The sequence below is a fragment of the Dermabacter sp. HMSC06F07 genome (genome assembly GCF_001807345.1).
GTDB classification, from domain to species: Bacteria; Actinomycetota; Actinomycetes; order Actinomycetales; family Dermabacteraceae; genus Dermabacter; species Dermabacter hominis.
In genome coordinates this window covers 63,202-77,274 of the sequence record NZ_KV788588.1, presented here as the reverse complement: position 1 = coordinate 77,274, position 14,073 = coordinate 63,202, and the positions used below count along the sequence as shown (strand labels likewise).

The 14,073-nt window shown below is 63.0% G+C and carries 10 protein-coding genes; all 10 read right to left on the bottom strand.

Annotated elements, in window-relative coordinates; all coding sequences use genetic code 11:
* Positions 1 to 7: 7 nt before the first annotated feature.
* The 10 genes from HMPREF3157_RS07415 to HMPREF3157_RS07370 all read right to left on the bottom strand — a co-directional run bounded on the left by HMPREF3157_RS07415 (position 8) and on the right by HMPREF3157_RS07370 (position 14,036).
* Positions 8 to 1,852 carry a gamma-glutamyltransferase family protein gene (locus HMPREF3157_RS07415; RefSeq protein ID WP_016664446.1) on the bottom strand — a complete coding sequence of 615 codons (1,845 nt, stop codon included), beginning with the start codon at positions 1,850 to 1,852 and terminating at the stop codon, positions 8 to 10.
* Between the two features lie 4 nt (positions 1,853 to 1,856).
* Complete coding sequence (locus tag HMPREF3157_RS07410) at positions 1,857 to 2,735, bottom strand: ABC transporter permease (RefSeq protein WP_016664445.1); 879 nt, start codon at positions 2,733 to 2,735, stop codon at positions 1,857 to 1,859.
* Positions 2,732 to 3,688 (bottom strand): ABC transporter permease, encoded by a 957-nt coding sequence (locus tag HMPREF3157_RS07405; protein ID WP_016664444.1) that lies wholly within the window; start codon positions 3,686 to 3,688, stop codon positions 2,732 to 2,734. The genes HMPREF3157_RS07410 and HMPREF3157_RS07405 overlap by 4 nt, the downstream gene beginning before the upstream one ends.
* Positions 3,685 to 5,304: an ABC transporter substrate-binding protein gene (locus HMPREF3157_RS07400; RefSeq protein ID WP_070436004.1), complete on the bottom strand. Its 1,620-nt coding sequence runs from the start codon at positions 5,302 to 5,304 to the stop codon at positions 3,685 to 3,687. Before HMPREF3157_RS07400 ends, HMPREF3157_RS07405 begins: the two co-directional genes overlap by 4 nt.
* Positions 5,305 to 5,422: 118 nt before the next feature.
* Positions 5,423 to 7,804 (bottom strand): ComEC/Rec2 family competence protein, encoded by a 2,382-nt coding sequence (locus HMPREF3157_RS07395; protein WP_168161698.1) that lies wholly within the window; start codon positions 7,802 to 7,804, stop codon positions 5,423 to 5,425.
* Complete coding sequence (locus HMPREF3157_RS07390; RefSeq protein ID WP_070436002.1) at positions 7,785 to 8,621, bottom strand: ComEA family DNA-binding protein; 837 nt, start codon at positions 8,619 to 8,621, stop codon at positions 7,785 to 7,787. The genes HMPREF3157_RS07395 and HMPREF3157_RS07390 overlap by 20 nt, the downstream gene beginning before the upstream one ends.
* Before the next feature lie 94 nt (positions 8,622 to 8,715).
* Positions 8,716 to 9,384 carry a vitamin K epoxide reductase family protein gene (locus HMPREF3157_RS07385; protein ID WP_070436001.1) on the bottom strand — a complete coding sequence of 223 codons (669 nt, stop codon included), beginning with the start codon at positions 9,382 to 9,384 and terminating at the stop codon, positions 8,716 to 8,718.
* Positions 9,377 to 10,357, bottom strand: a complete 981-nt coding sequence (locus HMPREF3157_RS07380; RefSeq protein WP_016664439.1) for an NAD-dependent epimerase/dehydratase family protein — start codon at positions 10,355 to 10,357, stop codon at positions 9,377 to 9,379. The genes HMPREF3157_RS07385 and HMPREF3157_RS07380 overlap by 8 nt, the downstream gene beginning before the upstream one ends.
* On the bottom strand, positions 10,354 to 13,017 hold the full coding sequence (locus HMPREF3157_RS07375) for an alpha/beta fold hydrolase (protein ID WP_070436000.1): 2,664 nt from the start codon (positions 13,015 to 13,017) through the stop codon (positions 10,354 to 10,356). The genes HMPREF3157_RS07380 and HMPREF3157_RS07375 overlap by 4 nt, the downstream gene beginning before the upstream one ends.
* Complete coding sequence (locus HMPREF3157_RS07370) at positions 13,011 to 14,036, bottom strand: 3-oxoacyl-ACP synthase III (protein WP_061211985.1); 1,026 nt, start codon at positions 14,034 to 14,036, stop codon at positions 13,011 to 13,013. The genes HMPREF3157_RS07375 and HMPREF3157_RS07370 overlap by 7 nt, the downstream gene beginning before the upstream one ends.
* Positions 14,037 to 14,073: the final 37 nt, after the last annotated feature.

Genomic DNA, 14,073 nt, shown 5'->3' with positions numbered 1-14,073 from the left:
TGGAGCCTCACCTTCCTGCCGCATATCCTTGCTGGCCGCGATTATTCGCCGCGGCACCGAGCATTCCTGTCACCGGGTCGCGCGTCACGGCGCTCAAACGCCCGAGTGACCACGTCCCTGCCCGCACGACTCGGTGTCCGCGAGCCTCGAGTTCGCCAATGACCTCATCGCCCAGCGAATCCTCGACCACGAGCTGACCGGGTTCCCACGTGCGCGGCCAAAAGCTCTCGAGCATCGAGGTCGTGTGCATCATGGGCGATTCGATCGCCTCTTGCGGGCTGTACCCGCCCACGAGCACCCGCAGAAGGAAGAGAAGCTGCCACTGATCCTGCTGATCCCCTCCCGGCGTTCCAGTCGCGAGGATAGGCTCACCGTCTTTCAGCACGAGAGTGGGGCTCAGCGTCGTGCGGGGTCGTTTCCCGGGGGCGAGGGCCGACGGTGACCTTTCGTCCAGCCACGTCATCTGGAGCCGAGTGCCAAGGCAAAAACCCAGTTCGGGAATCGTCGGTGAGGACTGGAGCCACCCACCCGAAGGTGTCGCGCTCACCATATTGCCGAACCGATCCACGACATCGATGTGAACGGTGTCGCCGCGCAATTCGCCCGTTTCAGGATCCGTTTCTTCCTCCCCCGTGTTCACGCGCACGGTCGGCTCACCTGCAGCGTCACCGCGCGCGCCGCCGCGCGCATCGTATGCCTCACGAGTTTCAGCACACACGAGCGTTGGGACGCGCCCACCGGGGCGACCGGGGCGAAGCTCCTCCGACGCTTTCTCGCCTATCAGCGCGCGGCGAGAGGCGAGGTACTCCTCGCTCAACAGTTCCTCGAGCGGCACACTATTGTCGTCGCCGAAAAACGCATCGCGATCGGCAAGCGCGAGCTTGAGGGCCTCCGCGATCGTGTGGATACCGCGAGCCGTCGACGGATCGAGATCTTCATCCTCAAAGCCCTCGAGAATACCGAGCGCAAGAAGCAGCACGGGCCCCTGGCCCCACGGGCCCGTCTTATAGAGGTCGAAGCCCCTAAATGACGCAACCGTCGGACTCTCCACGCGCGCACCCGGGCACGCGAGGTCATCCTCTGTCAGCACCCCCGCGTAATCACCGCCGTCGGAATGCCGGTGCGGCTCCTGCACAAAAGCGGCCATCACTTTGGCAACGGGGCCCGTGCGCCAACGCTCACGCGCTGCACGAACCCCACTGGCACGGTCCTCGTGCGCCGCGGCTACATCGACAAGATCCTCGAGCACAGTCGCGTAAGCAGGATTCTTCACGATGTCGCCGGCTTTCGGCGCGATACCGTCGCGCAGCCAGAGATCGGCAGACGTCGGCCAGTGCTCCACAAAAAACTCGCGCATGGACTCAATGACGCCTGCCGCGCGTTCGAGCAAAGGATGGCCCTCGCGCGCGTACCCAATCGCGTACGAGAGAACCTCCCCCAAGGTGAGCGTTCCGTACTCTTGAAGCAGAAGCAGCCAGGCGTCCACAGCGCAAGGAATCGCGGCCGCAAGCGCACCCGAACCGGGCACACGCTCGAGCCCGAGCGCCCGATATGTTTCGACACTCGCACCGGCGGGAGCAGCGCCTTGCCCCATGAGTACACGCGGATGGCGCGGGTCCTCGGCAGTCACGAATACCCCCGTCATGTCACCACCGGGACCGTTTAAGTGGGGCTCGACGATGTGCAGCACGAATGCCGCAGCCGCCGCCGCATCGAACGCGTTACCGCCCTTTTCCAGGACCGATTGCGCGCTCGCGGTCGCAAGCCAGTGCGTCGATGCGCTCATTCCAAACGTGCCCTTGAGATCGAGACGGGCGAGCGGAGCCGGGGCGGGTGTGAACGACGTCGTCATGGGGTCATTCCTTCGACGAGTTGGGATCGAGTGCATCGCGCAACGCATCACCAAAAAGGTTGAATGCGAAGCAAATGAGCACGATGGTCAAGCCAGCCGCAATCGCGACGGTAGGTGAGCGGTAGATGCACTGCTGCGCATCGGAAAGCATGATGCCGAGGCTCGGCGCTGGCGGTTGAATGCCGAGACCTAGGAACGACAGCATCGACTCGCCGATGACGGCAGCGGGAAGGATCACCGTGACCTGCACAATGATCGCGCTGAGCGTATTCGGCAGAATGTGCATCCCGAGGATCCTCACGAGGGAAGCATCGGCAGCAATCGCCGCCGAGACGAAGGCCTCTCCCTTCAACCGCATCGTTTCGCCGCGCACGACGCGCACCATCGACGGAATATTGCCAACGCCCAATGCAATCGCCGCATTGGTGAGGCTCGCACCCGAGATCGCGGCGAGACCCACGGCGAGCACAAGAAACGGAAATGCAAGAGTCACGTCAACAAAGCGAGAGATGACCATATCCGCCTTGCGCCAATATCCCGCGAGCAAGCCGAGCGGCGTCCCCACGACAACTGCGAGAGCAACGGCGAGCAGGCCGACGAGAAGTGAAGCTCGGGTGCCGTACAGCAAGCGAGAGAGTACGTCACGCCCAAGGTCGTCGGTTCCGAGCCAAAAGCCCTCCGTGAACGGCACCTGGAAGGGGTAGGTGAAATTCGTGTCGGCGTAGTGGTACGGAGAGATCACTGGCGCAAGTAGCGCTGCGAGAATCACGAACGCCACGAGCACGGAACCGACGAGGCCCGCGGGAGAAGCGAGGAGACGCTTGCCCACGCCTTTCGTAGGGGCGTAAGTATCGGATGAGTGTGAGATCGCGGTAGCAGTCACGATGCGGCACCTCCCGTTCTGATTCGCGGATTGACAACGGAGTAGAGGACGTCCACGAGGAAATTAATGACGATGTAGGCAACCGTCACGAGCAGCACAACGGCCTGGATCACGGGATAGTCACGCGAAAACACCGCATCGAGCGTGATGCGCCCGATTCCCGGGAGCGCGAAAATACGCTCGGTCACAACGGCACCGGAAATCAGACCGCCCAGCTGGAGACCGACGATCGTGACGAGCACGATGAGCGAATTGCGAAGGCCGTATCGAAACAAGATGCGCGAGGGAGCGATGCCCGTCGCCCGGGCCGTGCGCACGTAGTCCGTCGCCATCGTGTCGATGAGACTCGCACGAGTTTGGCGCGCGATGACTGCTGCGAGCCCCGATCCCAGCACGAAGGCAGGAAGCGTGAGGTAGTACAGGCACCTCAGCGGGTCCTCCGTAAGGGACACGTATCCCGAGGCGGGGAACCACCCGAGCGAGACGGCAAGCACGAGAATCGCGAGGAGGCCCAGCCAAAAGTTCGGCACGGAGAGCCCGAAAAGAACGGCGATATTCGCCCCGAGCTCGTCGATTTTGCCCCTGCGACGCTCGGCATAGACCCCGAAGAACAGCCCGATCACGATCGCGACGATGATGGCATACAGCGAAAGCAGGACCGTGACGGGAAGGGCGGTCACAAGCATCGACACAACGTCCTGGCCCGTACGCGTCGATTCCCCGAGATTCAGTGTGACCGTGTTCTTCACGAACGCGCCATACTGGACGATCAGAGGTTCTTCGAGCCCAAGACTTGCCCGAATCGCCTCGATTTGCTCCTTTGAGGCCTCCTCCCCCGCCATTGCGACGGCGGGATCGCCCGGAAGCGCACGTACGCCAACGAAGATCACGATCGACGACAGCACGAGCGTGCACAGCGACTCGAGGAAGCGTATGGAGATAAAGCGGGTCATGGCTGCTTCCCTTCGATAAAAGCCGCGTGGGAAAGCTTGACGACGCCGTCCGCGTAGGTCGAGACCCCCACGAGATTCGCCCTGTAGGCGGTGAGCGAGCGCTGGCGGTACAGGTAGATCACGGGGTTCGTTTCCTGCATGCGTTTCACAGACGCTCCGTACAGCGCGGAGCGTTCGTCAAGGTCGGTGACTTCAGAAGCCTTCGTGAGCAGATCGTCGAGCGTGCGATCGCTGAAGGCCGCGTAGTTGTTGTTCGCGTCGGTGGTCCAGAAGTTGTACGCGTTGCCGTGGGGATCCACACGGCCAGACCAGCCGAGCTGAATCGCCTCGTACGTACCCGAATCCTGAGCCGAGAGCATTGCCGTGTACTCCGTAGGAACAACCCTTATGGCGAACCCCGCTTCCTTTACTTGGGCCTGCAGGGCCTGGGCGAAGCGGAGCGAATCTTGAGAATTCGAGACCTTGAGGGTGATCGGGTACGGCACCGGGGCGCCCGCCTGCTCGAGCAAACGCTTTGATTCCTCCGGATCGTACTCAGGACATTGAGTGGATTCCTCGGTCGCGAACGGACTCGAGGGCGAGATCGGCGAGCACGCTGCATCGAACCACCCGTTGAACACCGTGTTCACGAGAGCCCCTCGATCGATCGCCTTCGTGAACGCGAGTCGCACGCGTTCATCGGTCGCTATGAGGCCCTTATCGAGGGGGTGACCAGCGTCGTCCTTGGGCTCAAGGTTGATGGTGATGGCTTGGTATCCAAGCGAAAGCACCTGGAGAGTGTTAATATCACGCGATGCCTTGACCGCTTCTATGTCCTGCGGCGAGATGCTGTCGGCAACGTGCACGTCGCCACTTTGGATATTCGCGGCGCGGATGTTGGCATCGGCCATGATCCGGTAGGTCACGCTGTCGAGTCGCACGTTGCGCGCGTCGTAGTAGAGCGGATCGCGTTCGACGGTAATCGAGGTTTGCGGAATGCGCTCAACGAATTTGAAAGCCCCGACCCCCACCGGATGCGATGCAAAGTCATCTCCGAGTTCCTCGAGGGCCTTCGGGGAGAGCATCATGCCCGCACGATCGGCAAGCGCAGCGGTAAACGGAGAAAATGACTTTTCGAAAGTCACCCGCACGGCAAACTCTTCGAATGCCTCGATGCCGGTGATGGGGCCGAGCTCCGAACGCCGGGAGGACTGCTCGTGATTGAAGTGGCGATCAAGCGTGATACGAACGGCTTCGGCGTTAAACGGCTCACCGTCTGCAAAGACCGCATCCTCACGTAGGCGGATCACGACCTCACGCCCATCGTCGCTGATCTCGGGAAGAGCGGCGGCCAGCATCGGAACGATCTCACCTCTGTGGTTGAGGTCGTAGAGCTTCTCGCACATCGTTTGCATGACGTAACGGGTATAGAGCGAGGACGACGTCGTGGGGTCGAGCTTGTCGGGCTCCGCTGAGAGCGCCATGACGAGATCGCCCCCGTTGTGCAGGTTTTGACCCGTGGAATTACTATCCACGATGTCGGGGCGTTCGGGGGGATCATCCAGTTCTTGGCGGGGCACGCACCCCACACCAGCGAGCGCAACAAGGCCCGCACTGAGGATCGTTCTGCGTTTCATCCCGCACCTCCCTTCCGAGAAGCTTTCGGGGCACTTCCCCAAATCGTTGTATACAAAGTAGGAGGTGTGGGACGGTTCGTCTAGCGAGTTCACATCGTGAGACTTTTTGTATACATCGCTATCGTAAGGTGCGCACCAACCACCCATCCCCGGCGCGTTTCATCACCACCATCCCGTCAACATCCGTGCGCCTCACCGCCATTCCTCGCTCCGCTAGCAGTGACAAAGTGCGCTGGTGAGGATGCCCAAACGTGTTCGCGCCTACACCAATGACGGCAATCGAAGCGTGCGCCGCATCGTAGAGCGCCGGCTCTTGGCGACGCGAGCCGTGGTGCGCGACTTTGACGAGCTCGACCGCCTCGACAGCACCAGATTTCGCTAGCACGGCTTGCGCATCAGGCTCTAGGTCTCCTAGCGTCAGAGCACTCCACGTGGGCGTTTTCACGAGCATCGAAATCGAACAATCATTGAGTGCCGATTCCTCTCCCCCGCCCTCGCCTGCCCCGAGGGCTCTCGCTTCCTCGGCTGAACGCGGCCACAGAACTTCGAGGGACAGCGACCCAACGGTTTCCGTACGAGGCGCGAGCACGGTGTCCACCTCAGTCCGAGGGAGCTTTGCTTTCGTCGAGGTATCCAGCGGGCACACCCACGCCTGCTGCGGCGTACGCTTCCCCGTCAACGCGGGTATTCCGCCGTCATGATCAGCGTGAGGGTGGGTCACGACGAGGAGGTCGATCGCCCCGACTCCCGCACGGTCCAAACATCGGGCGAGCATGTTCGGGTCTGGTCCCGTATCGATGAGTACTGTTTTTCCCCCGGCGCGCACGAGCATTGCATCGCCCTGCCCAACATCGCACATCACGACATCCCAGTCTTCGACATCCCCGGGGATCAGCGTGGAGACTCCTCCGAAAAGGGCAATCACTGCGAGGAATACGAGCGCCCAGCGCACCTCGCGGCGCGTGCGCAACCAAAGCGTGAGCCCTACGACGATGAGCACCCCTGCCGTGGCCAGTGCACCTCCCGCGCCGGCGGGCAACGCGATGTGCGCTCCCGGAAGTGCGGCACTCACCTGTGCAATGAGCACGAGAACGTGCGCACCTGCCCCCGCAAGGGCGAAGAATGGTACGCCGAGCGGCGCCCACACATGCGCGACAATAATGCCAACAAAACCGCTCACGGTTGCGGGCGCCACGACGAGTTCCGCGGCAATGTTCGCAGGCACAGCCCACACTGACGTTTCGGGAGCAAGCAGGAGCAAGACCGGTGTGCATGCGGCCTGGGCAACCGTCGGAACGGAAACCACAAGCGCGAGATTGCGGGAAATTCTCTCGCGACTGACCTGCCGGATAACCTCAGCAAGCGGAACCGAGAGCGCGAGAATAGCGCCCGTCGCACCGACGCTGAGCACGAAGCCCACCTCTCCCACGAGCGCCGGATCAACGACGCACCATGCGAGAACGGTGAGCGCAAGCGCGTTGAGAGGCGGCGTGCGAAAACCCGCATAGCGTCCAATCATGAGGGGAACGGCCATGAGTGCGGCTCGCAGCAAGCTGGGCTCCGGGCCCACTGCCGCCACGTACACGGCGATCCCCGCAGCCCCCGCCAGAACCCGCGCTTTGCGGCGCACGCCCACGGCAAGCAGCGGCAGCGTGACAAAAGCATAGGTGAGAGCAATGTTTGCCCCCGAGGCAGCAACGAGGTGCGTGAGCCCGGAGGTCGCCATATCATCCTTCACCTCTCTGGCAAGACCCGTCACGTCGCCAAGGGTCATGCCCACGACGAGCGCTGCTTCATTGGCAGGCAAAAACGAGGAGGCTAACCGTACGACCTCTTTTCGCTCTTCTCGCCAGGAGTCAAGGACACGCCCTACGGCGGCCATCGCCCCCTCACCCTGAGCAGGTCGTGACGGCTCCGGCTGCCAGTCGGCAATCTCGAGAAAGAGCGTGGAGCCATCCTTTTCGGCGTATCCCCGCGCACGCAGTATGTCTCCGCGTTCAAGCGAGAAGGGATCGCCCCCGCGCGTGTGTTTCGACCAGGTGAGCACGATTCGTATCTGCCTCGAAATCGCTTTGTTTCCTGCACCAACCGTGATCCTCGAAAGTTCGGGCTGGCTCGACGCACGCGCAACCGTCGTATCCCACGCGCGCACCTTTAAGGGTTCTGACGGTTGCTCGCGTAAGGCGACCTGCACCTCCGTCACAACGTTTCTTTCGCGAAGAGCTTCCTCGAGGCTCAGGTTCTCGCTGTGCACGCGTGCAACTGGCCCTGCGATTGCCGCACCGAGAAGAACAGCAAGCAGTGCATGTGCCCGCAGGCGTTTCTCTCGCACTATGGCCAGGAGAAGCGCCGGTATAACGACGGCGAGAAGCACGACAGGTCCGAGAGACACGCTCGCAATGGTTGCCGGCCAGAGCACAGCGGCGTGTGGGATGAGGCTCAGCCCCCTCACGGGCCTCACACCACACCCGTTCACGCCCTCAGATAGTGATGCGCTCACGAAGCTCCTCGAAGATGGCAGGACCAATCCCCTTGACATCCTGGAGCTGTTCGATATTCGAGAATGGGCCGTTGGTTGTGCGATGCTCAACGATTCTGGCGGCGATCGCGGGGCCCACGCCGGGAAGCTCGTCGAGCTCACTTTCGGAAGCCGTGTTGATGTTGACGAGAGCGCCGTCCCCGCTGGCCTCCGCTCCTGGGCCCGAGGGGAAAGACTCGACGCCGGTCGCTGGCCCCGCGATTTCTGACGGGATTTCTTCCCCTTCGCGTGGCACATACACCTGTTCGCCGTCGCTTACGACGCGCGCGAGGTTGATGCGGCCCAGATCGGCGTCCTCGGTTGGTCCGCCCGCAGCCTCGAGAGCATCGCCGACGCGCGCGTGTGACGGAAGTTCGACGAGCTTTGGTTGCCTCACTGCCCCCACGACGTGGACCACCACCGTCTGCTTACCGGCAGCGGGAGCGTTCGAGGAGTCGGGGGCCGGAACAGCCGATGCGGGTGAGGTACCTTCCGGCGCCGACCCCTCGGCGATCGCCGTCGTTACTTCCGGTGCCTCCTCGAGAGGCTGCGCGTTGACTGCGACCCTGTCGTCACTCGGCGTCATCGACGTAGCCATGTGAGCCCCGCCGAGCACGAGCGCCCCCGCGGTAAGGATCCCGAGTATGACGCGCGGGTCCTTGAGTGCTGACCATCGAGGACCCCGCTGCCCGCCGGATCCTTCGCGTGACCATTCCTCGAGGTCATCCCACGAGCGCGTGTTCACACTCGTTTGTGTATCTGCGCGGTGTCGCCTCTCGCGCCCCGTCGTATTGTTCATAGCCTCCACGCTAGGAACGAGCCCCGCCCACGAAAAAGCCCCGGCCATCCACTGGGGACAACCGGGGATTGTGGAGCCTGGAGCGCCACGGTGCCTAGAAGAACATCGCCTGCCATTCGGGGAGGAACACAAAGAAAGCCGCCACAATCACCACGGCGTACCACGCGAGAGAAAGCGCGATCCACGAACGCAGCACGGTGCGCACGAGCCCGCGCACCTCGATGATGCCCTCTTCCACAAGGAAGGTCACGAAGGACCAAAACATGGGTGGCACGACCGCCCACACCAGGAGGCACCACGGGCACAGGGCGCGAATGGCAAAAAGGGCGTTGCTCGAGAGCCACAAAACGAAGGCAAATGCAAAGGCGAGCCCTCCGAACGTCGCCCACTGGAACCACCGCGGAAGCGCAAGCCGAGAAAGATGCAGAGCGCCGACGACACCCATGATCGAGAATCCCATGAACCCGAGGTACATGTTCGGAAAACCGAATGTCTGAGCCTGCCACGTTTGGATAAACGTCCCGCACGAGATGAACGGGTTGATATCGCAGGCCAGCGACGCATTCGCGTCCGCGAGAATCGCGAGCTTATCTTGCATAAGCGCGAATGAGGCGACGATCCCGAGGACAGACCCGATGAGCAGCACGAGCCCAACGGTGCGCTGAGAAGCTCGAGGCTTCGCGTCTTGCTCAGCGCGAATCTGAGCATCAATGGCCGCAATATCATTCTCGCCGTAAGGAGAAGTCGTTAAATCTTCAGTCACGCGCCTTATCGTAATACGCTTTGAGCTTCGCGAAGCCTTCGTCCATACTTACGCGCGGCTTCCACTGCAGACGCTCGCACGTGCGGCGCTGATCGAACCAGTGCGCTGTCGACAGCTGCTCCGCGAGGAACTCGGTCATGGGCGGCTCATCGTAGCCGGGCCGCAGCTCCCACGCCTTCTCGATCACGCGACCCGCAACGCGTGCGAGCGGGCCAGGAACCGTGATTCGCGGGCGCGAGACACCGGCCGCATCGCACAACCCCACCACGAAGTCGCGAACCGTGCGCGGCTCGCCATTCGTAATCACAAAGCTCTCTCCGTGCACGTCCTCGATGCGATCGAGTGCCGCGACGAATGCCTCGGCGGCGTTATCAATGTAGGTGGTGTCAATGAGCGCCATGCCGCGGTCGAGAAGGGGCATCGTCCCCTTGCGGCCACGCTCGACGATGCGTTCCACGAGCTGGGTGTCACCGGGGCCCCACACGATATGCGGGCGCAAAGTCGTGACGAGAATGCCATCGTTGCCGTCTGCCTCCATCGCCACGAGCTCAGCGGCGGCCTTCGTGCGGGCGTAGGGTCCGCGGGCGCGCGTAGGCTCAGGGGCGGTCGCGTCGAGCCCGACGATAGCCTCGCCAAAGTGGGCGACGGACGGCGAGGACGTGTTGACGAGCTTCCCGCCGCCCTGGGCGCGAAGCGCATTCACCACGTTGCGAGTGCCCTCGATGTTGATGGCGCGGTATTCCTCCTCCGGACCCGAGATGGAAACCTTCGCCGCGAGATGAACGACCGCGTCGTTGCCGTCAACGGCACGGCGCACCTGGTCCGCCTCGGTCAGCGAGCCGCACACGTCGGTGATGCCTTCAATCCCCGCGGGGCGGCGCTGGAACGCACTCACCTCATGGCCCGCATCGCGAAGCCGCTTTGCGACCTCGCCGCCGAGCATGCCGCTCGCACCGGTCACGAGAACCTTCACAGCGCACTCCTTTCACCGGCCAGCTCGCGCGCGGCCCACGCCCCAAGGCGTGCGCGCTCGATCTTCGAGTTGTGGCGGATGTCGGTCGGAAGCGTCGTCGTTTCAAAAGCAGCCGTCACGGCAATACCCGTTGCCGCTTCAACGGCTTCGCGAATCGCGGCCTGGCGCTCGGGAGTCGCGGGCTTGGGCGTTTGGCCCTTACCCGGGCGGAACGTCGCCGGGTCTTCGTAGATCACCACGACCTGCTGCGTTCCCGCGGGGCCTACCCCGCATACACCCGCGCGACGCACGAAGTCGAGACTTTCCGCGGCCTTCTCTATCTGCACCGGAGTCACGGGGCCCGCCGCAGTCGTGACCACGTGCGCAAGACGCCCCTCAACCCACAGGCGGCCCTCGGCATCGAGCTGACCGACATCACCAGTTGCGTGATAGCCCTCGCAGCGCATCGACTCTCGCGTCGTATCCCACAGCATGAGGTAGCGGTCGCGAACGTGCGCGGCACGGACCATAATCTCGCCGACAACACCGGGCTCTGTGGTCACGGTGGAGGCTGCGCGGCCGTCGGACTCAAGCGGCGCAATCGCAAGCTCCACGCGAGGGACGGGCGCGCCCACGCACACGCCGCTGCCCTCGCCCGCGGCTTCGATTCCTTCAAGGTCAATTGCGGCGACCGCAAGGCACTCGGTCATGCCGTAGGGCGAATACGAGTGCGCGTTCGGGAGCACATCGCGTAGTACGCGAAGAAGCGGCGCGGGAATTGGTGCCCCCGCGCTAAAGAAGCTCGGCACTCGCGAAAGTGCCTCGCGCTGGCGCTCATCGAGCGTGCCAGCCGTGTCGATAATGTTTTGGAGCGCAGCCGGAGCAGTGAAGACTGCCGGCGAACCGAGCTCATCGACGGCATCGGCGAGGGCGCTCGCGGTGAGCTCGCCGGGGCGCGTCACGTCCATCTCGGGCACAATGCTCGGCGCACCGAGGGCCGGGCCCAGCAGTGCGAACGGCGCGAATCCGGCAACGAGCCCGCGTTCAGGACGCAGCTGAAGGGTGTCCCCCACCGCCGCGAACATCGCGCTCGCCTGCCGATGCGTGTACACGGCCCCCTTCGCGGGGCCGGTCGACCCCGATGTAAACAGTACGAGCGCATCCGCATCGGGATCGATGTCGGACCATTCATCGCCGCCTCCAAGAGCGTGAATCTGCTCGCCCTCGCGCATGAGCTCATCGATCGACGTGCTTACACCAAACACAGCGCGATCGATCGTGGGCAGTGTGCGCACGGAGATACGTTCACCCGGCCAACCGAGTGCGCGGGCTCCCGCAAGAGCCGTCGGAATCCCCACGACGTAGTCGATGTGGGCGCCCACAATTGCGCGCGTAAGACCTTTGACCCCCAGGCCGGCATCGGCGACGACGGCAATCGCGCCGATCCGGAGGCACGCATACAGTACCGCCGTGAGGTCAGCGCCTGGCGTCACGAGAACGCTCACACGATCACCGGCCTTGATGCCATGCGCACGCATTCCACTCGCGAGCTGCGACACTCGCTTTTCAAGAAGACTCCACGTGATCGTGCGAGGGCCTTCGGCGAGCATCTCGACGACAGCGGGTTCATACGCCGTCGTCGGATCGTTTGCGCGCTCAGTAATAAGCGAGCCGAGACGTCGGTACTCGGGCTGTTCGGCAAAGCTCGACACCGAACGTTCGCGATGGTCGGCACCGTTGATGAGCCGTTCCTTGAGCCAGCGCCGCACAAGCGGGGCGACGGGCGCGTCGTCCCACACGAGATGCGATGCGCCTTCGAAACGATGCACATCGGCATGCGGAACACGTTCAAGAAGATCGCGAAGGTATCGGTCCGAAAAGACAACATCGCGCGGCCCCCACACCATGAGGGTGGGAACGTCCATGCCCTTGAGGCCCTCCGCAAGGCGCTCAAGGGTCGCGCGCGAGGGGTGCTCCGCGCTCGCCGGAATATCGGCGACGAACGTTTCAATGCCTCGACGGCGCGCTCTCGAGCGATACGGCGCGTAGTAGCCCTCCCGCACCTCGCGCGGCAGCGGCGGCTTCGAGAGGTTTACGGTCGTGCGAAGGAACGCATCCGTGCGCGACGTCGAGAACGGCAGAAAACCGGGGGCCGTTGCGAGTTGAAGTGAAGCCGGGAGCGACTCGCCAAGTTCCTGATGAATTGCGGTGTTCGTGAGCACCATACCGATCACGTCGTGGCGGTTGTCGAGTGCCCAGCCGATCGACACAATGCCGCCCCAATCGTGCCCCACCGTCACGATATTGCCGGAAAGCCCGAGTGCATCCGTGAACAACGAAAGATCGGTAATGCGATCCTGCAAGCGTCGCTCACGTCCCGTGCGTTCCGAGTAGCCCATCTCGAGCTGGTCAACGGCAACGACACGCCAACCCGCTTCGAGCATCTCCTCGTTGAACAGGCTGCGATACAGGAAGGAGTAGGTGGGGTTGCCGTGCACGCACAGAAGCGTGCCGCGGGGCTCAATGCCCCGCTCGGCGATTTGACGCTCGTTATCGAGATAGTGCCAGCGGCGCATATCACCGAACGAGTCCCGCACCTTCAGCGTGTGGTGCAATTCAGGCTGAACGCCGGGAAGATCGGGAACATCCTGCACGTCCTGGAAGGTCTTCGCGCTCACCACTGGACCTCCATCATCGCCGTGTTCAATCCCGAGCCGACGCCGAGGAGCAGAAGTTCATCGCCCTTCGCAAAGCGATCCTGGTTGAGGGCGAGAGTGAGCGGAACGGCCTCCGCGGCAATGTTGCCAAGTTCGGGGAACGTCACCGGAATGATCTCGGGGTTGATCCCCATGGCCTTCGCGAAGGCACGCGTGTACACCATCGACACCTGATGGGTGATGTACCACTGCTTATTCGAATAATTGCGACCGCTTTCCTCGGCGGCGCGCCACGTTTGCGTCACGAGCTCGAGGCCGTTTTCAAGGAGCCCAGCCGTATCGGTACGCATGTCGTCCATGTTGCCGATGCACAGCTCGTGGTGCTCGGTACCCGCGCGCGTTTGCGTGTGCACGATCCGGTGGCCATCCGGATGCTTATCGAAGCGCCCCACAACGGCCGCGGCAGCGCCCGAACCGAGCGTGAGCGACGCGAACTGGTTGTTGAAATCCTGGCGCGTCGAATTCTTGTCGTTCAAGCGCGCGATGGTGCGCCGCTGGACTTCCTCGACATCCTCCGCGCCCACGATGAGTGCGTAGTCGATTTGACCGGCGTCAATCAGACCGGCGGCGAGGGTCATCGCATTAACAAAGCCGAGGCACGCGTTCGTGATGTCAAAGTTCATGCACGAGGCGGGCATACCGAGCGCCGCGTGAATATGGGCACTCATCGCCGGCTCGAGATGCTGACGCGAAACGGAAGCGTTGATGAGGACCCCGACGTCCTCGCGCGTAATGCCCGCGCTCGCCATCGCACGCTCAGCGGCAATCACGGCACCCTGTTTCCAACCGTTTTCCGGGTCTTTCCACCATCGCCGCTCGTACACACCGGCCACGCGTTGAAGCGTGCCCTTCGGCAAGCGAAGTCGCTTGCGGGCCGGTGAAAGCATCTCGTCGATCGAATCGGAAGTGACGGGAACCTGAGCTTCCACGGCGGAAACGGAGAGAATGGCGGCGTTTTTATGGTCAAACGCGGTGTTGGGGATCACTACTACTATTCGCTTTCGGTCTCGGTTCGCGCCT